The organism is Klebsiella sp. BIGb0138, from assembly GCF_004342285.1.
Lineage (GTDB): Bacteria > Pseudomonadota > Gammaproteobacteria > Enterobacterales > Enterobacteriaceae > Klebsiella.
Genome location: NZ_SMCV01000019.1, coordinates 12,688 through 30,462, shown reverse-complemented (window position 1 = coordinate 30,462; position 17,775 = coordinate 12,688). Strand labels below are relative to the sequence as shown.

General features: G+C 59.0%; 16 protein-coding genes. 9 read left to right on the top strand and 7 right to left on the bottom strand.

The window, feature by feature from the left end:
• Nucleotides 1-2: 2 nt before the first annotated feature.
• The 7 genes from pepP to EDF73_RS26580 all read left to right on the top strand — a co-directional run bounded on the left by pepP (nt 3) and on the right by EDF73_RS26580 (nt 9,443).
• A complete protein-coding gene (pepP, locus tag EDF73_RS26610; protein ID WP_132731938.1) occupies nt 3-1,319 on the top strand; it encodes a Xaa-Pro aminopeptidase in 1,317 nt (438 codons plus the stop codon).
• Nucleotides 1,316-2,494: a 2-octaprenyl-6-methoxyphenyl hydroxylase gene (ubiH, locus tag EDF73_RS26605; protein WP_132731937.1), complete on the top strand. Its 1,179-nt coding sequence runs from the start codon at nt 1,316-1,318 to the stop codon at nt 2,492-2,494. The genes pepP and ubiH overlap by 4 nt, the downstream gene beginning before the upstream one ends.
• Before the next feature lie 10 nt (nt 2,495-2,504).
• Nucleotides 2,505-3,707: an FAD-dependent 2-octaprenylphenol hydroxylase gene (gene ubiI / locus EDF73_RS26600; RefSeq protein WP_132731936.1), complete on the top strand. Its 1,203-nt coding sequence runs from the start codon at nt 2,505-2,507 to the stop codon at nt 3,705-3,707.
• A gap of 435 nt (nt 3,708-4,142) precedes the next feature.
• A complete protein-coding gene (gene gcvT, locus EDF73_RS26595; protein WP_132731935.1) occupies nt 4,143-5,237 on the top strand; it encodes a glycine cleavage system aminomethyltransferase GcvT in 1,095 nt (364 codons plus the stop codon).
• Nucleotides 5,238-5,261: 24 nt separating this feature from the next.
• Entirely contained in the window at nt 5,262-5,651 is a 390-nt protein-coding gene (gcvH, locus tag EDF73_RS26590; protein ID WP_132731934.1) for a glycine cleavage system protein GcvH, read from the top strand.
• 114 nt (nt 5,652-5,765) lie between these two features.
• Nucleotides 5,766-8,639: an aminomethyl-transferring glycine dehydrogenase gene (gene gcvP / locus EDF73_RS26585; protein WP_132731933.1), complete on the top strand. Its 2,874-nt coding sequence runs from the start codon at nt 5,766-5,768 to the stop codon at nt 8,637-8,639.
• Nucleotides 8,640-8,699: 60 nt separating this feature from the next.
• Nucleotides 8,700-9,443 carry an SDR family oxidoreductase gene (locus EDF73_RS26580; protein ID WP_132731932.1) on the top strand — a complete coding sequence of 248 codons (744 nt, stop codon included), beginning with the start codon at nt 8,700-8,702 and terminating at the stop codon, nt 9,441-9,443.
• Nucleotides 9,444-9,509: 66 nt separating this feature from the next.
• Here the strand turns inward: EDF73_RS26580 and EDF73_RS26575 are convergent, their stop codons facing one another.
• The 6 genes from EDF73_RS26575 to EDF73_RS26550 form a co-directional block, all read right to left on the bottom strand.
• Nucleotides 9,510-10,010 carry a protein disulfide oxidoreductase gene (locus tag EDF73_RS26575; RefSeq protein WP_132731931.1) on the bottom strand — a complete coding sequence of 167 codons (501 nt, stop codon included), beginning with the start codon at nt 10,008-10,010 and terminating at the stop codon, nt 9,510-9,512.
• The gene (locus EDF73_RS26570) at nt 10,000-10,611 is read right to left on the bottom strand and encodes a DsbA family protein (RefSeq protein WP_132731930.1); all 612 of its coding nucleotides are present in this window, start codon (nt 10,609-10,611) and stop codon (nt 10,000-10,002) included. Before EDF73_RS26570 ends, EDF73_RS26575 begins: the two co-directional genes overlap by 11 nt.
• A gap of 2 nt (nt 10,612-10,613) precedes the next feature.
• On the bottom strand, nt 10,614-12,623 hold the full coding sequence (locus EDF73_RS26565) for a protein-disulfide reductase DsbD domain-containing protein (protein WP_132731929.1): 2,010 nt from the start codon (nt 12,621-12,623) through the stop codon (nt 10,614-10,616).
• Between the two features lie 48 nt (nt 12,624-12,671).
• Entirely contained in the window at nt 12,672-13,031 is a 360-nt protein-coding gene (locus EDF73_RS26560; protein ID WP_132731928.1) for a copper resistance protein, read from the bottom strand.
• 135 nt (nt 13,032-13,166) lie between these two features.
• Nucleotides 13,167-14,600, bottom strand: a complete 1,434-nt coding sequence (locus EDF73_RS26555) for a 6-phospho-beta-glucosidase (RefSeq protein WP_132731927.1) — start codon at nt 14,598-14,600, stop codon at nt 13,167-13,169.
• Between the two features lie 118 nt (nt 14,601-14,718).
• Nucleotides 14,719-15,447, bottom strand: a complete 729-nt coding sequence (locus tag EDF73_RS26550) for a MurR/RpiR family transcriptional regulator (RefSeq protein WP_132731956.1) — start codon at nt 15,445-15,447, stop codon at nt 14,719-14,721.
• Nucleotides 15,448-15,496: 49 nt separating this feature from the next.
• Between EDF73_RS26550 and yqfB the strand changes: the two genes are divergently transcribed.
• Together yqfB and EDF73_RS26540 are read left to right on the top strand one after the other, a co-directional pair.
• On the top strand, nt 15,497-15,808 hold the full coding sequence (gene yqfB, locus EDF73_RS26545; RefSeq protein WP_132731926.1) for a N(4)-acetylcytidine aminohydrolase: 312 nt from the start codon (nt 15,497-15,499) through the stop codon (nt 15,806-15,808).
• A 162-nt stretch (nt 15,809-15,970) separates the two neighbouring features.
• On the top strand, nt 15,971-16,630 hold the full coding sequence (locus tag EDF73_RS26540; protein WP_132731925.1) for a hemolysin III family protein: 660 nt from the start codon (nt 15,971-15,973) through the stop codon (nt 16,628-16,630).
• A 66-nt stretch (nt 16,631-16,696) separates the two neighbouring features.
• On the opposite strand, the gene ygfZ is transcribed toward EDF73_RS26540, so the two are convergent.
• The gene (gene ygfZ, locus EDF73_RS26535; RefSeq protein WP_132731924.1) at nt 16,697-17,680 is read right to left on the bottom strand and encodes a tRNA-modifying protein YgfZ; all 984 of its coding nucleotides are present in this window, start codon (nt 17,678-17,680) and stop codon (nt 16,697-16,699) included.
• Nucleotides 17,681-17,775 lie beyond the last annotated feature (95 nt).

Sequence of the window (17,775 nt, the reverse complement as noted above, 5' to 3'; positions counted from 1 at the left end):
TCATGACACAGCAGGAATTTCTTTCTCGTCGCCAGACACTGCTGGCGCAGATGCAGCCAGGCAGCGCGGCGCTGATTTTTGCCGCGCCGGAAGCCGTGCGCAGCGCAGATTCAGAATATCCCTACCGGCAGAGCAGCGATTTTTGGTACTTCACGGGATTTAATGAGCCGGAAGCCTTGCTGGTGTTGATTAAAAGCGACGACACCCATAACCACAGCGTGCTGTTTAACCGCGTCCGCGATCTCACGGCGGAAATCTGGTTCGGCCGCCGTCTTGGCCAGGACGCGGCACCGGCGAAGCTCGGCGTCGATCGGGCGCTGGCGTTCAGCGAAATTAACCAGCAGCTGTTCCAGCTGCTGAACGGTCTTGACGCGATCTACTTTGCCCAGGGCGAATACGCCTATGCCGACAAAATCGTCTTCACCGCGTTGGACAAGCTGCGTAAAGGCGTGCGCCAGAATCTGCAGGCGCCCGCCTCGGTGATTGACTGGCGGCCGATGGTGCACGAAATGCGGCTGTTTAAATCGCCGGAAGAGCTGGAGGTGATGCGCCGCGCCGGTGAGATTTCCGCCCTGGCCCACACCCGTGCGATGCAAAAATGTCGCCCGGGAATGTTCGAATATCAGCTGGAAGGCGAGATTCTGCATGAGTTCAACCGCCACGGCGCCCGTTTCCCCTCCTATAACACCATCGTTGGCGGCGGCGAAAACGGCTGTATTCTTCACTACACCGAAAATGAATCCGAACTGCGCGACGGCGAGCTGGTGCTGATTGACGCCGGCTGTGAATATCGCGGCTATGCCGGCGATATTACCCGCACCTTCCCGGTGAATGGCAAATTCAGCCCGGCGCAGCGCGAGATTTACGATATTGTCCTCGAGTCGCTGGACACCGCGCTGGAACTGTATCGTCCTGGCACCTCCATTCAGCAGGTTAACCAGCAGGTGGTGCGCATTATGATTACCGGCCTGGTGCGCCTCGGCATCCTGAAAGGGGATGTTGACGAGCTGATGGTGAACAACGCGCATCGTCCATACTTTATGCATGGCCTGAGCCACTGGCTGGGGCTGGATGTTCACGACGTCGGCAACTACGATGTCGATCGCTCGCGGGTTCTTGAACCGGGGATGGTGCTGACCGTAGAACCGGGGTTATATATTGCGACGGATGCCGACGTGCCGCCGCAATATCGCGGCATTGGCATCCGCATTGAAGACGATATTGTGATAACCGAAGACGGCAATGAAAACCTTACCGCCGGAGTGGTGAAAAAAGCCGACGATATCGAGGCGCTGATGGCGGCGGCACAGCGGTCATGAGCGTACTGATCGTGGGCGGAGGGATGACCGGGGCGACCCTGGCGCTGGCCATCTCCCGGTTGACCGACGGCGCGCTGCCGGTGCATCTGGTGGAGGCGGCGCAGCCAGATTCGTCACAGCATCCCGGTTTTGACGCCCGGGCGATTGCGCTGGCGGCGGGCACTTGCCAGCAGTTGGCGCGTACCGGCATCTGGCAAGGCATCGCCGATTGCGCGACGCCTATTCAGCGCGTCCACGTTAGCGATCGCGGGCATGCGGGCTTTGTCACGCTCGAGGCGCAGGACTACGGCCTGGCGGCCCTGGGGCAGGTGGTCGAGCTGCACGATATCGGCCAGCGTTTGTTTGCGCAACTGCGCGAAGCCCCGGGGGTGACCCTGCACTGTCCGGCGACGGTCGAAGACGTCACCCGCTGGGAAGAGGGCGTCAGCATCACCCTGGACAGCGGCGAGACGATTGAGGGCCAACTGCTGGTCGCCGCCGACGGTTCGCGTTCAACCCTGGGCGCGCGCTGCGGGATGAAATGGCAGCAGCAGCCCTATGAGCAGCTGGCGGTTATCGCCAACGTCAGTACCGCACTGCCCCATGAGGGCCGCGCCTTTGAGCGTTTCACCGAGCACGGCCCGCTGGCGATGTTGCCGATGTCGCAGGGCCGCTGTTCGCTGGTGTGGTGCCACCCGCAGTCGCGGCGCGATGAGGTGCTGGCCTGGTCCGACGCGCAATTTTGCGCGCAGCTGCAGCAGGCATTTGGCTGGCGGCTGGGGCGCATCACTCATGCCGGAAAGCGCAGCGTTTATCCATTGACGTTGACTACCGCTACGCGCCCGGTTTCCCATCGCTTGGTGCTGGTGGGCAACGCGGCGCAGACGCTGCATCCCATCGCCGGCCAGGGTTTTAACCTTGGCCTGCGGGATGTCATGAGCCTGGCGGAAACGCTGGCCCAGGCCTGCGCTAACGGGCAGGATCCCGGCGATTACTCGCTTCTTTGTCATTATCAGGCGCGGCGCGCGGATGATAAAGCCGCCACCATCGGCGTGACCGATGGGCTGGTTCATCTGTTCGCCAATCACTGGGCGCCGCTGGTGGCGGGGCGAAACGTGGGCCTGATGGCGATGGAATTATTTACCCCGGCGCGCGATGCGCTGGCGCAGCGTACCCTCGGTTGGGTTCCCCGTTAAGGAGTTGAACGTGCAAAGTGTTGATGTTGCCATTGTGGGCGGTGGCATGGTGGGCCTGGCGGTCGCCTGCGGTTTGCAGGGGAGCGGGCTGCGGGTTGCGGTGCTGGAACAGGCCGAGCCGCAGCCATTAAACGCCGATGCGCCGCCGGCGCTGCGGGTTTCGGCCATAAACGCCGCCAGCGAAAAACTGCTCACCAGGCTGGACGTCTGGCCGACAATTATCGCCCAGCGCGCCAGCTGCTATCACGGGATGGAGGTGTGGGATAAGGACAGCTTTGGCCACATCAGCTTTGATGACCAGAGTATGGGCTTCAGCCACCTTGGTCATATTATTGAAAATGCGGTCGTTCACCATGCGTTGTGGCAGAAGGCGCAGCGCTGTTCTGACATCACGCTGCTGGCCCCGGCTCAGCTGCAGCAGGTGGCGTGGGGCGAAAACGAGGCTTTTCTGAGCCTGCAGGACGGCACGATGCTGACCGCCCGGCTGGTGGTCGGCGCCGATGGCGCAAACTCCTGGTTGCGTAACAAAGCGGATATCCCGCTGACCTTCTGGGACTATCGCCACCATGCGCTGGTCGCCACCATCCGTACCGCAGAACCGCACCAGGCGGTGGCCCGCCAGGTGTTCCACGGCGACGGTATCCTGGCGTTTCTGCCGCTCAGCGATCCGCACCTGTGTTCTATCGTCTGGTCGCTGTCGCCGCAGGAGGCGGAACGGATGCACCAGGCGGATGAGGCGGCCTTTAATCAGGCGCTGAATATCGCCTTCGATAATCGTCTTGGTCTGTGCCAGCTTGCAAGCGAGCGTCAGACTTTCCCGTTGACCGGCCGCTACGCGCGTCAGTTCGCCGCGCACCGGCTGGCGCTGGTGGGCGATGCCGCGCACACCATCCACCCGCTGGCCGGGCAGGGGGTGAATCTGGGCTTTATGGATGCGGCGGAACTGATCGATGAACTGCGGCGTCTGCATGGCCAGGGCAAAGATATCGGTCAGTACCTGTATCTGCGGCGTTACGAACGCAGCCGTAAGCACAGCGCCGCATTGATGCTGGCAGGCATGCAGGGCTTTCGCGAAATGTTCTCCGGTAGCCATCCGGCGAAGAAGCTCCTGCGCGATATTGGCCTGAAACTGGCGGATACCTTACCCGGGGTGAAGCCGCAGCTGATTCGTCAGGCGATGGGCTTAAACGATCTTCCCGCCTGGTTACGTTAAGCGCGTCACACTTCTCTCACCCGGCCGGCGCGCCGGGTTTTTCCCGCTCATTTGAAATAATCTAATCTCACCCATTTTTTCGCATTAGTTTTATTAATGTTTCTCTTTTTTAGTCAACGAAAATCGGCCCATTTTTTCGCATAAAACACCATCATGCTCGGTATTTTTAGCGAATGGTCTTAATTTTATGTGGCTTAAATCGCTTTTTTCCAGTTAATAACTCTGTAGTCTTTTGGGCGGATTTTGGTCATAAGCTAATGTGATGTCCTGATTTAGCTTATGGTTTAGCGCCGGTTTCGGTGGTAAGTTCAGGCAAAAGAGAACGTTTGCGTCGGCGTCGGATAACGATGTCGGCGGCGGATTTCGTGGTGTGAAATGGCCCAAACGTCATCGCCCAAAACAGTAGCTGGTTCCGTTTTATTCGATGAGGAAAAGATGGCTCAACAGACTCCGTTGTATGAACAACACACGCTGTGCGGCGCTCGCATGGTGGACTTCCATGGCTGGATGATGCCGCTACATTACGGTTCCCAGATTGATGAGCACCACGCGGTGCGAGGCGACGCCGGAATGTTCGATGTCTCGCACATGACCATTGTCGACTTCCACGGCAGCCGGGTTCGTGAGTTCTTGCGCTATTTGCTGGCTAACGATGTCGCCAGGCTCACGGTTCCCGGCAAAGCGCTCTATAGCGGCATGCTCACCGCCTCCGCTGGCGTCATCGATGACCTGATTGTCTATTTCCTTGCCGAAGATTATTTCCGCCTCGTTGTTAACTCCGCCACCCGTGAAAAAGACCTCGCCTGGATTAGCCAGCAGGCCGAACCCTATGGTCTTGAGATCACCGTCCGCGACGATCTTTCGCTGATTGCCGTACAAGGGCCGCAGGCGAAAGAGAAGGCCGCCACCCTGTTTACCGACGAGCAGCGTCAGGCCGTTGCGGGGATGAAACCGTTCTTTGGCGTGCAGGCGGGCGATCTGTTTATTGCCACCACCGGCTATACCGGCGAAACCGGGTATGAAATCGCGCTGCCGAATGAGCAAGCCGCGGATTTCTGGCGCGGTCTGCTGGACGCTGGCGTGAAGCCATGCGGCCTGGGCGCTCGCGATACCCTGCGCCTCGAAGCGGGGATGAACCTGTATGGTCAGGAGATGGATGAGAGCATCTCTCCGCTGGCGGCCAATATGGGCTGGACCATTGCCTGGGAACCCGCCGATCGTCAGTTCATCGGCCGCGAAGCCCTGGAGCTGCAGCGTGAAAAGGGCACTGAACAGCTGGTAGGCCTGGCGATGACCGAAAAAGGCGTTCTGCGCGGCGGCCTGCCGGTGCACTTTACCGATGCTGACGGCAATCAGAAAGAAGGCATTATCACCAGCGGCACCTTCTCCCCGACGCTGGGCTACAGTATTGCCCTGGCACGGGTACCGGCCGGGATCGGCGAAACGGCCATTGTGCAGATTCGCAACCGCGAAATGCCGGTAAAAGTGACTAAACCTGTTTTTGTACGCAACGGCAAAGCCGTGGTGTGATTCCCCCTTTTTGGAGATGAATTGATGAGCAACGTACCAGCAGAACTGAAATACAGCAAAGAACACGAATGGCTGCGTAAAGAAGCCGACGGTACCTATACCGTCGGCATCACCGAACATGCGCAGGAGCTGCTTGGCGATATGGTTTTTGTCGACCTGCCGGACGTCGGTACCACCGTTGATGCGGGCGACGACTGCGCGGTTGCCGAGTCGGTCAAAGCGGCTTCTGATATCTATGCCCCGGTTAGCGGCGAGATTGTCGCGATTAATGAAGCGCTGAACGACTCGCCGGAGCTGGTGAACAGCGATCCGTATGCTGACGGCTGGATTTTCAAAATCAAAGCCAGCGATGAATCCCAGGTTGCGGCCCTGCTGGATGCGGCCGCCTACGCGGCGCTGCTGGAAAACGAGTAAATAGCCGCACCCGCCGGACTGCCGCTGCGTCTGTAGCGGCAGTCCGGATGATTTTGCCTGTTCAGGTAAGTAAAGACATCTACGATTCACTGCACGTTTCAGGAACCATCGCTCATGACTCAGACTTTAGGTCAGCTTGAAAACCGCGGCGCCTTTATTGAACGTCACATCGGCCCGGATGCTCAGCAACAGCAGGAGATGCTGAATACCGTCGGCGCCGATTCGCTTAACGCCCTGATTGGCCAGATTGTGCCGCAGGATATTCAGCTGGCGACCCCACCGCAGGTGGGTGACGCGACCACCGAATTCGCCGCGCTGGCGGAACTGAAGGCGATCGCCGGTCGTAACAAGCGCTTTAAGTCTTACATCGGCATGGGTTATACCGCCGTGCAGCTGCCGCCGGTTATCCAGCGCAATATGCTGGAAAATCCGGGCTGGTACACCGCCTACACGCCGTATCAGCCGGAAGTGTCCCAGGGCCGTCTGGAAGCGCTGTTGAACTTCCAGCAGGTTACGCTCGATTTAACCGGTCTGGACATCGCCTCCGCCTCGCTGCTGGATGAAGCGACCGCCGGGGCAGAAGCGATGGCGATGGCCAAACGCGTCAGCAAACTGAAGAACGCTAACCGCTTCTTCGTCGCCGCTGACGTTCATCCGCAGACGCTGGATGTGGTGCGCACCCGTGCTGAAACTTTCGGCTTTGATGTCATCGTTGACGATGCTGACAAAGCGCTCGACCATCAGGACGTCTTCGGCGTGCTGTTACAGCAGGTGGGTACCACCGGCGAAGTTCATGACTACAGCAACCTGATCGCCGAACTGAAAGCGCGCAAAGTGGTGGTCAGCGTCGCCGCTGACTTTATGGCGCTGGTGCTGCTGACCGCGCCGGGCAAGCAGGGGGCCGATATCGTTTTCGGTTCCGCCCAGCGTTTCGGCGTACCGATGGGCTACGGCGGCCCACACGCGGCTTTCTTTGCCGCGAAAGATGAATTCAAACGTTCCATGCCGGGCCGTATTATCGGCGTATCGAAAGATGCCGCAGGCAATACCGCGCTGCGCATGGCGATGCAGACGCGCGAGCAGCATATCCGCCGCGAGAAAGCGAACTCGAATATTTGTACCTCCCAGGTGCTGCTGGCGAACATTGCCAGCCTGTACGCGGTGTTCCACGGGCCAGAAGGTCTGAAGCGTATCGCCAGCCGTATCCACCGTCTGACCGACATTCTGGCCGACGGCCTGCAGAAAAAAGGGCTCAGGCTGCGCCACGCGCACTACTTCGACACCCTGTGCGTCGAAGTGGCTGACAAAGCGGCGGTGCTGGCGCGCGCTGAAGCGCTGGAAATGAACCTGCGCAGCGATATTCATCACGCGGTCGGCATCACCCTCGATGAAGCGACAACCCGTGAAGATGTGCTGAATCTGTTCCGCGCCGTGATTGGCGACGACCATGGTCTGGATATCGATACCCTGGATAAGGACGTGGCGCTTGACAGCCGTTCGATCCCGCAAAGCATGCTGCGTAACGATGCGATTCTGACGCACCCGGTGTTCAATCGCTATCACAGCGAAACCGAGATGATGCGCTATATGCACTCGCTCGAGCGTAAAGATCTGGCCCTCAATCAGGCGATGATCCCGCTGGGATCCTGCACCATGAAGCTGAACGCGGCGGCGGAAATGATCCCGATCACCTGGCCGGAGTTTGCCGAACTGCACCCGTTCTGTCCGGCAGAGCAGGCCGAAGGCTACCATCAGATGATTGCCCAGCTCTCCGACTGGCTGGTAAAACTGACCGGCTATGATGCCGTGTGCATGCAGCCGAACTCTGGCGCGCAGGGCGAATACGCGGGTCTGCTGGCCATTCGTCACTACCATGAAAGCCGCAATGAAGGCCATCGTGACATCTGCCTGATCCCAAGCTCTGCGCACGGCACCAACCCGGCGTCCGCACAGATGGCGGGGATGCAGGTGGTGGTGGTCGCCTGTGATAAAAATGGCAACATTGATCTGGCGGATCTGCGTCTCAAGGCGGAGCAGGCGGGGGAAAATCTTTCCTGCATCATGGTGACCTATCCGTCGACGCACGGCGTCTACGAAGAGACTATCCGTGAAGTGTGCGAAATCGTGCATCACTTCGGCGGCCAGGTTTACCTCGACGGCGCTAACATGAATGCTCAGGTGGGGATCACCTCCCCGGGCTTTATCGGCGCGGACGTATCGCACCTTAACCTGCATAAAACCTTCTGTATTCCGCACGGCGGCGGCGGCCCGGGTATGGGGCCGATTGGCGTCAAAGCGCACCTCGCGCCGTTTGTTCCGGGCCACAGCGTGGTGCAAATCGAAGGGATGCTGACCCGCCAGGGCGCCGTATCTGCCGCGCCGTTCGGCAGCGCCTCTATTCTGCCTATCAGCTGGATGTATATCCGCATGATGGGCGCGGAAGGGCTGAAGCAGGCCAGCCAGGTGGCGATCCTCAACGCCAACTACATTGCGACCCGTCTGAAAGAGGCCTTCCCGGTGCTCTATACCGGCCGCGACGGCCGCGTGGCGCACGAATGTATTCTTGATATTCGCCCGCTGAAAGAAGAGACCGGCATCAGCGAGCTGGATATTGCTAAGCGTTTGATCGACTTCGGTTTCCATGCGCCGACGATGTCCTTCCCGGTGGCTGGTACGTTGATGGTTGAGCCGACGGAATCTGAAAGCAAAGTCGAGCTGGATCGCTTTATCGCTGCCATGCTGGCGATTCGCAGTGAAATCGACCGTGTGCAAGCGGGCGAGTGGCCGCTGGAAGATAACCCGCTGGTTAACGCGCCGCACACGCAGGGCGAACTGGTTGCCGAATGGCACCATCCGTACACCCGCGAACAGGCGGTATTCCCGGCAGGGCTGGCGAATAAATACTGGCCGACGGTGAAACGTCTGGATGATGTTTACGGCGATCGTAACCTGTTCTGCGCCTGCGTTCCGCTGAGCGAATATCAGTAACCGGCCGATCGGACTATCTTTTAAAGGCGCTTCGGCGCCTTTATTTTTTGGGAGAATAAGATGGCTGTAGTATTGATTACCGGCGCCAGCCGCGGAATAGGCAAGGCGACAGCGCTGCTGCTGGCGCAGGAAGGCTATACCGTCGCGGTGAATTACCACCACAACATCAACGCCGCGACTGAGGTGGTTAATGAGATCGTCGCCCAGGGCGGCAAAGCCGTGGCGCTGCGCGCAGACATCAGCGATGAAGCGCAGGTGCTGGCGATGTTTGACGGTATTGACCGTCTTGGCGAGCCGTTGACCGCGCTGGTGAACAACGCGGGAATTCTGTTTACGCAAAGTACGATTGAAAACCTGAATGCCGAGCGGATTAACCGGGTGCTGGGCACCAATGTCACCGGCTATTTCCTCTGCTGCCGGGAGGCAGTGAAACGGATGGCGCACCGCCACGGTGGAAAAGGCGGGGCGATCGTTAATGTCTCTTCGGCGGCGTCACGGCTCGGTGCGGCGGGAGAATATGTTGATTACGCCGCTTCGAAAGGGGCGGTGGATACCCTGACCACCGGGTTATCTCTGGAAGTCGCGGCGCAGGGGATTCGTGTTAACGGCGTTCGTCCCGGCTTTATCTACACCGATATGCACGCCTCCGGCGGTGAGCCGGGGCGCGTGGATCGGGTGAAAGCGGCGTTACCGATGCAGCGCGGCGGCCAGCCGGAAGAGGTGGCGCAGGCCATCGCGTGGCTGCTGAGCGAAAAAGCCTCCTATGTCACCGGCAGCTTCCTCGAGCTGGCCGGCGGGAAATAACCGATAGCCCGGCGTGAGCCGGGGAAACCCCGGGCGGCGGCATCTGCCTTGCCCGGGCTCATGAGGTCAGGAGGCCAGCCATAAGCGCAGGCGCATCCCCCAGCGGCTGGTCCAGCCGGTCGTCACCGACTTGACCTCGCCGCGGGAAATAACGATCAGCGTTGGCGTCACCTGGACATCCCATTGGCGGGAAAGCTGGCCAGCGGGGTCATTAACCGTCGGCAGCGCCATTTTTTTATGCGCCAGCCAGGTGGTCAGCGAGCCATCGTCGCCGGAGCGCAGCGCGACCGTCATCACGTTACCGCCATCGCTTGCCAGCGCCGCGACGGACGGCGTGGTATAGCGACAAACGCCGCACCAGGTGGCCCAGACGTAGAGCAGCAGCGGGCGCTGTTGACTCATGGCGTTCAGGTCAACGACTTTACCGTCCAGGGTCTGCAGCGGCGTGCTGGCAAAGTTCTGCGGTAACGCGGGCTGGCGCAGATAGTCGATGCCGCCGATGAGCGCCGCGGCAAGCAGCAGCAGGATGAGCAGCTCGCGCAGCCAGCGGCGTAATTTACTGACCATTGGTTTTTGCCAGCAGCTCTTTCACCAGCTCCTCCAGGTCGTCATAGGGAATCGCTCCGGCGACCATCCGATCGCCGATAATCGTCGCCGGGGTACCCTGGATACGCAGAACCTGCGACAAAATCAGGTTCATCTTCAATGAATCCATCGTCTCGTCATCCGTCTTTACGCCGTCGGTGGCGGTTTTCTGCTGCGCGGCGGAAATACTGGCATCATCGTGGTAGCCTTTTTTGGCCATCAGACGCCGATGCAGCGCCCAGAATTTGTCCGGCTGCTGGCGCCAGGCTGAGAGCGCGGTTTTAGCGGCATTGACCGAGCTTTGCCCTTTAAACGGCAGCAGCTTTACGATCAGCTGCACGTCGGGATTATCGTGAACGATTTTCTCCAGCAGCGGATCGAACTGCTTGCAGTAGGGGCAGTTGTAATCGGTAAATGAGACGATGGTCAGGCGCGGCGTTTTGGCCCCGACACGCGGGCTGTTGGGATCGTTAAACAGCAGGTTCGCCAGCTGCGCGTCGGAGGAGGAGTCTGGCTGTTCTGCCGGAGCGGCCAGACTCAGTGTGGACACACACAGCAGCAGTAATGCGGCGAGGATTCTCATGATTATTTTCCTTTCGCGTCGGACAGGGTGGCGAGGAGATCGTCGCGATTTAACAGCGCAGGCAGCACGTGGCCCTGCGCCAATCCCGGCCCGTAGATCTGATTGAAGGGGACCGCCGCGCTGCCGCGGGCGCTCAGGAAGCGGCTGATGGTTACCGAGGGGCGGCTCCAGTCGCCGCGCAGCGCCACCACGTCCGGCTCGGATAGCGCACTCTGTACGTCATCGCGTAGCAACACGTTATATTTATTGGCTTTACAGGTTACGCACCAGTCGGCGGTGACGTCGATAAACAGCCGCTTATGGTTTGCCAGCGCGTCGCTAATCGCCTGTTCACTGAGCGGCTGCCAGTTTACGCGATCGCGCCGGGAAGCCTGGCCGTCGGGCTGAACAATGAAGGTCACTATACCGACGACAGCCAATGCCAGGACGCCGGCCCGCAGCGCCGTGCGCCAGCGGTAGCGCCAGAGCGTTGCCAGCAGTAGCGTCAGCGTCAGGAGCGCTATCAGCGTGAGCACCGGAGTTCGGCCAATGTGGACCGTCAGCAGGCCGATCAGCCATAATGACGATCCCAGCATCATCAGCCCAAGCACCACCCGCAGGCTGTTCATCCAGCGACCCGGGCGCGGCAGATGGCGGGCGAGGGCAGGCCAGGCGGCCACCAGCAGCCACGGCAGGCTCATGCCGATCCCCATGGCGAAGAATATCCCCCACAGCAGCGGCAGCGGCGCCACCAGCGCGACCGAGACGGCGGTACCGAGGAACGGGGCGGTACACGGCGTTGCCAGCAGAGTGGCAAAGGCGCCCTGACAGAAATGCCCCATCAGGCCGTTACCGCCGCGGGTTGCCAGAAAGGTACTGCTGCCGGAGGAGAGACGGATCTCAAATAATCCCAGCAGACTGGCGCTGAACGCCACCATCACCAGCGCCATCGCGCCAATAAACCACGGACTCTGAAACTGGATGCCCCAGCCTAACGCCTGGTTGCCCAGCCGCAGCAGGGTCATCATCAACGCCAGCGCCAGAAATGACACCACAATCCCGCAAACCGAGGCCAGGAACTGCCGACGTACGACGCCGCGTTCGCGCGCGCCGGTTTGCACCAGCGATCCGAGCTTCATGGCCAGCACCGGCAGGACGCAGGGCATAACATTGAGTATTAGCCCGCCCGCCAGCGCCATCAGCACTATCCACCATAACGCCGGCGCTGGCGCGGCGGCGCTCCCGCCGATCGTCAGCGCGCTCTCCTGCGCCAGACCCTCGTCGGCCAGCACCAGCGACAGGCGTTTACTGCGTAGATCGGGAGCCGCCTCTCCCCAGCTGTCGGTCACCGGGAGCTGGGCGGTCAGCGTATCGCCTTTTAGCGAGAAGGTTGGTTTGCCAAAATCGACATCCGCCATGCTGTCGATAAACAGCGATGGCTGCTGCCAGCTCGCCGCGCGAACGGCGGTGACCGTCAGCTTGCCGCTGCCGTAGCTTGCGCTCAGCCGGGAAGTCAGGCCATCCGCTCGCGGTAGCGTGCCCAGCGCACGGGTAAAGTCGTAGCGAAAATCGCCTGCCGGCGGGGAGGTCATATCCAGCGAGAAGGGATAGTCGGTCAGGATGCAGACGTTGCTGCAGGTGGGCAGCGTCAGCACACCGCTTAACGTCGGCGCTACCTGACCGCGGAGCTCCAGCGGGAAACTGACATTGCCGTGATAGCCCTGGGTGGAAATCCCGGCGACCTCAAAGCGCTGTGGCGTGGGCCAGTGCCAGGTGACATCCAGCGGCGTATGCCAGGCGATCGTCGGCGCGATGCCGCCTTCTCCCGGCGATCGCCAGTAGGTTTTCCAGCCCTTTTCCAGCGCCACGTCCAGCAGCAGGCGGGTGGCGCCGCTGCTTTCAGTTTGTGCGCGCAGGCGGACGCTGGCGTGTTGATTATCGGCGGCGCGCAGCCAGCCGCTGTCGGCGGCCTGGCTGACGGGCAGCCATAGCCAAAGCAGGCAGACCAGCAGTCGCCTGAATACCATAAGCATAAATTTTCTCCGTAAATGATTGATTAACCTGAACTGTCAGGGAAATTCTCATTCACGGAAGACGCACAATCGCAGATGCACCCGTAGCCGGGGCGGGGAGATAACGCGGGGAGGCCAGAGACGGGCAATGCGCGGCGGTATCGCCGCCAGCACCGCCAGCAGCAGCGCGACGGCAAACAGTGCGCCTTCAAACATCACCGGCGGCGAGGCCAGCAGCGATTTTGCGCTCAGCTCGCAGGGCGTCAGCGGCGCTTCGGCCGTATCCTGTTCCTGCTGGGCGGATTGCGTTACGGCGGTGGCGTTCATGCCCAGCGCGTGCAGCCCGGCCATACGCTGGGCGGTGCATATCAGCACCACCAGGCAGGCAAGGGCTACAAGAAGAATGGCTTTACGCTGTCGCTTAATCATTATCGCCTCAGGAATTCACGAGGCTTATCTTATCGGGCGAACGCGTTTTAGCAATGCTAAAGCTGTAAAGAAGTGTCTGTAAGGCGGGGGATTTTTCCTCTCCCCGGGGGGGAGAGGAAGGAAGCAAGGGGGAAATCAGAGATTTTCGCCGTTGCTGGCAATCACTTCTTTGTACCAGTTGAAGCTTTTCTTGCGCGAGCGGGACATGTCGCCGGTACCGTCGTCATGTTTATTGACGTAGATAAAGCCGTAGCGTTTGCTGTACTGGCCGGTGGTGAAGGAGACGCAGTCGATACAACCCCACGGGGTGTAGCCCATCAGCTCGACGCCATCATAAGTGACCGCTTTCATCATCTCGGCAACGTGCGCGCGCAGGTAATCGATACGATAGTCGTCGTTGATGCTGCCGTCTTCTTCCACTTTGTCGTAGGCGCCAAAGCCGTTTTCCACGATAAACAGCGGCTTCTGGTAGCGCTCGTACAGTTCGCACAGCGAGTAGCGCAGGCCAACCGGGTCAATCTGCCAGCCCCAGTCGGAGGCTTTGACGTGCGGGTTCGGCACGCTGCCTTCGAAGCCGGAAATCGCATCGCCGCTGCCGCCTTCCGCTTTGACCGCGTTGGTCATGTAGTAGCTGAAGCCGAGATAGTCGCAGGTGCCTTCGCGCAGGATCTGCTCGTCGCCATCTTCCATGTGGATGGTAAAGCCGCGACGCTCCCACTCGTTGAGCACGTAGGTCGGGTAGTAGCCGCGCAGCTGCACGTCGGTAAAGACGTAACGCTCGCGCATCGATTCCTGCGCAAACATCACATCTTCCGGTTTGCAGGAGAACGGATACAGTGCCACCATCGCCAGCATGCAGCCGACCTGCATCTGCGGGTTGATGCGCCGTGCTGCTTTCACCGCCAGCGCGCTGGCCACGAACTGGTGGTGCAGCACCTGGTACATGGTCTGTTCCGGGTTTTCGTGCTCGGTATAGACCACGCCGGAGCAGCAGTAGCCGAACAGCGGGGCACGCCAGTTACGCTGGTTGTTGATCTCGTTAAAGGTCATCCAGTATTTCACTTTGTGCTTATAGCGCTCGAAAACCACTTCGGCAAAGCGCACGAAGAAATCGACGACTTTACGGTTCGTCCAGCCGCCGTACTGCTGCACGAGGTGCAGGGGCATTTCAAAGTGGGAGAGGGTGATAACCGGTTCGATATTGTACTTCAGCAGCTCATCGAACATGTCGTCATAGAATTTCAGCCCCTCTTCGTTCGGCTGAGTTTCGTCGCCGAGCGGGAAGATGCGGGTCCAGGCGATGGAGGTGCGAAAACATTTGAAGCCCATCTCGGCGAACAGCCTGATATCTTCTTTGTAGCGACCATGGAAATCAATCGCTTCATGGTTCGGGTAATATTTACCCGGCTCAACCTGGTGGGTAATCTCGCGCGGTACGCCGTGGGCGCCGCCGGTCAGCACATCGCAAATGCTCGGGCCTTTGCCCTCTTTATTCCAGCCGCCTTCAACCTGATGTGCGGCAACCGCGCCGCCCCATAAAAAGTCTTTCGGTAAGGTGATCTTTTTCATCTTTGCTCGTCTCGTCAAATAATTTCTGTTTTCGAGTCTAACAAAGGCATTATAAATGTCACGATATAACAATTTATCCGCGGTGGAATATGTTACATCGAAAAAACAGGGTGTTATTTCAGGCCAGTTTACGCGCTAATTTACGCCCCAGCGATTCCAGAATATAAATAACCGGAATTTGCGTCGTAATATCGTAGACTCCGCCGATGCGGGTTTGCGGCACGTGCCAGGAGAGGTTGAAGTCCGCCAGCTTCGCCAGCCGGGAATGCTCATGGCTGGTGATCGACAGCACTTTGCAGTTATGCAGGCTGAACTGGCTGGCGAAACGCAGGATCTCTTCGGTTTCCCCGGAAACGGACAGGACGATCGCCAACGCGTTACGCGCCATATCGTTGGTGACCGGGAAATAGGGGTCATCGATATGATTGCTGAATTTCCCGACGTTGGAAAAGAAGCGTGCGCCATATTTTGCCAGCGCGCCCGAGGTGCCGGCGCCGACAAAAATAATACGTTCTGAAGCGAGGATAATATCGACGGCGCGCTCGAGTAAATTATCAAATTCGTCGTTATTGACGCTTTTAAAAAAACTCATGATTTCGCTGGCGCCGATATTTGCCTGTTGAGACGGGTGGTGCTCGAGATATAATTTAAAGCGTACGCGAAACTCCGAGTACCCTGCGCACTGCAGCTTGCGGCAAAAGCGCAGGACGGTGGTCGTGGAGACCCCGGCGGCTTCCGCCAGTTCGCGGATGGTCATATACATCACTTTGTCACGATTCTTAATGACGTAGTGGTAGACCATCATCTCAAGATTATTGAGACTGGCGATAGCAGCGTGGGAGAACATACTCACAGTAGCAACTCACAATTCATAATGACCGGGATGGAATTATATCATGCAGCCGAATGACATAACCTTTTTTCAGCGTTTTCAGGACGACATCCTCGCCGGGCGGAAAACGATTACTCTCCGCGATGCCGCCGGGGCGCATTTTAAAACCGGCGACGTGCTGCGCGTCGGGCGCTACGAAGATGACGGCTATTTTTGCACGATTGGCGTGGTGGCTACATCGACGGTCACGCTCGCTACGCTGACCGGGGCGCATGCTCAGCAGGAGAATATGACCCTGCAACAGCTGCGGCAGGTGATTACCGAAATCTATCCTGGTGAAGAGCAGTTTCATGTCATTGAATTCAAAGTGCTTTGATGAAACAGTGAACGACTGTTAGGTGAAAATTTTAATGTAACATTATGATTTTATAGTGTTCATAAATATTCATCTTTTTATTTTAGCTAACAGGTGTTCACTGGAATCATTCTCAGTTACCCTAGATGAGCATAGAAAGCGTTCTTGTTTTCGGAGTTAATTATGGTTAGTAAACCATTAATCACACAGGGTTATTCTCTCTCAGAGGAGATAGCTAACAGCATCAGTCACGGCATCGGGCTGGTGTTCGGTATCGTCGGCCTGGTGCTCCTGCTGGTGCAGGCGGTAGATAGCAACGCCAGCGCAACGGCGATCACCAGCTACAGTCTGTACGGCGGCAGCATGATTTTGCTGTTCCTCGCCTCCACGCTCTATCACGCTATCCCCCATCAGCGGGCCAAGCGGTGGCTGAAGAAGTGCGACCACTGCGCCATCTATTTGCTGATTGCCGGGACCTACACCCCGTTTCTGCTGGTGGGGCTCAATTCACCGCTGTCGCGGGGGCTGATGATCGTCATCTGGAGCCTGGCGCTGCTGGGGATTCTGTTTAAGCTGACCATCGCGCACCGTTTTAAGGTTCTCTCGCTGGTGACCTATCTGCTGATGGGCTGGCTGTCGTTAATCGTTGTCTATCAGCTGGCGGTCAAGCTGGCGGTGGGCGGCGTGACGCTGCTGGCGGTGGGCGGCGTGGTGTATTCGCTGGGGGTTATCTTTTACGTCTGCAAACGTATCCCTTACAACCATGCGATCTGGCACGGCTTTGTGCTGGGCGGCAGCGTCTGTCATTTTCTGGCGATCTATTTATACGTCGGGCAGCTTTAAGCCGCTAACCCCGGTGCGCGACGCTGACCGGGGCTATGCGGAAGCCCTGCCTGTTGCCCGGGGCTTTTACGCTTCTTCCAGCGAATAGGGCAGCGGGACGATGCTCAATGTGCCGGCATCATCGCGCACGCGAAACTCGCTGTCCGGCTCCATATCGTTGTTCATCACCACCTGCACCAGCAGATGACCGTCATCCAGCTGTACCGCCGCCAGTACGGTACCGGTACGGCGCCAGTTTTCGCCCATCTTCAGCTCGAGATCTTCCCCGGCTTCCGGGACGCGGCTGGCTTTGCCTGCCAGATACCACAGGGCGCGTTTGTTGGCCCCGCGGAATTTGGCGCGGGCGACCATCTCCTGACCGGTATAGCAGCCTTTTTTAAAGCTGATGCCGCCCAGCGCCTGCAGGTTCGTGGCCTGCGGAATAAACTGCGCGCTGTTGGCGCTATCAATGACCGGCAGGCCGGCCTCGATGTTCAGCGCCAGCCACTGCTGGCTGTTGTTCAACTGGGCATCATTGCGTAACGCTTCGGTCACCCGGGTCGCCGTTGCCACGTCGGTAACCAGCAGGAAACGTTCCGCCGGATGTTCAAACCACAGCAGGCTGGTTTCACCATCGGTCACCAGCGGCTTATCACTGGTCGGCAGTTCGCCAAACAGTGGAGCCAGCGCGGCGCGGGCCTGGAAACCGGCCACGCCCAGCAGAACGTGTTCGTCATCGGCGGCAATAGTCACCTTCGAGAACACCGCGTATTTTTTCAGTTCGCTCAGCTGCGCATCGCGCAGGCTGCGGCGTTCAATCCAGGCAAATCCACCGTTACGGCGAAAGACCCGCAGGTTGCTCCACATCTTGCCTTTGGCGTCACAGTGCGCGGCAAGCAGGTGCCGATCGTCGGTCAGCGAGCTGACGTCGGCGGTAATCTGTCCCTGCAGATATTTCTCGCCATCCTGACCGGTTATCGTCGCCAGCGCCCAGTCATCCAGCGTCATCAGCGTTAACGGCAGACGAGCGGAGGAGGAAGGCTGACGCGGAGGAAAAGGTGTAAAAGCCATAGTCATATCCTGAATAGCTTAACGCAGAGTGAGTCACTAATGGTAAAAGAGCTATGGTGCAATGCAAGCGCTTTCGGCAGGCCATTTGTGCCCTG

Bases quoted from the DNA above. Each gene is read 5' to 3' on its own strand.
- EDF73_RS26580 (WP_132731932.1), top strand. From the start codon at position 8,700: ATGGCTGTAGTATTGATTACCGGCGCCAGCCGCGGAATAGGCAAGGCG.
- gcvH (WP_132731934.1), top strand. From the start codon at position 5,262: ATGAGCAACGTACCAGCAGAACTGAAATACAGCAAAGAACACGAATGG.
- EDF73_RS26540 (WP_132731925.1), top strand. From the start codon at position 15,971: ATGGTTAGTAAACCATTAATCACACAGGGTTATTCTCTCTCAGAGGAG.
- EDF73_RS26570 (WP_132731930.1), bottom strand. From the start codon at position 10,611: ATGAGAATCCTCGCCGCATTACTGCTGCTGTGTGTGTCCACACTGAGT.
- EDF73_RS26565 (WP_132731929.1), bottom strand. From the start codon at position 12,623: ATGCTTATGGTATTCAGGCGACTGCTGGTCTGCCTGCTTTGGCTATGG.
- yqfB (WP_132731926.1), top strand. From the start codon at position 15,497: ATGCAGCCGAATGACATAACCTTTTTTCAGCGTTTTCAGGACGACATC.
- ygfZ (WP_132731924.1), bottom strand. From the start codon at position 17,680: ATGGCTTTTACACCTTTTCCTCCGCGTCAGCCTTCCTCCTCCGCTCGT.
- EDF73_RS26550 (WP_132731956.1), bottom strand. From the start codon at position 15,447: ATGTTCTCCCACGCTGCTATCGCCAGTCTCAATAATCTTGAGATGATG.
- gcvP (WP_132731933.1), top strand. From the start codon at position 5,766: ATGACTCAGACTTTAGGTCAGCTTGAAAACCGCGGCGCCTTTATTGAA.
- EDF73_RS26555 (WP_132731927.1), bottom strand. From the start codon at position 14,600: ATGAAAAAGATCACCTTACCGAAAGACTTTTTATGGGGCGGCGCGGTT.
- EDF73_RS26560 (WP_132731928.1), bottom strand. From the start codon at position 13,031: ATGATTAAGCGACAGCGTAAAGCCATTCTTCTTGTAGCCCTTGCCTGC.
- ubiH (WP_132731937.1), top strand. From the start codon at position 1,316: ATGAGCGTACTGATCGTGGGCGGAGGGATGACCGGGGCGACCCTGGCG.
- gcvT (WP_132731935.1), top strand. From the start codon at position 4,143: ATGGCTCAACAGACTCCGTTGTATGAACAACACACGCTGTGCGGCGCT.
- EDF73_RS26575 (WP_132731931.1), bottom strand. From the start codon at position 10,010: ATGGTCAGTAAATTACGCCGCTGGCTGCGCGAGCTGCTCATCCTGCTG.
- pepP (WP_132731938.1), top strand. From the start codon at position 3: ATGACACAGCAGGAATTTCTTTCTCGTCGCCAGACACTGCTGGCGCAG.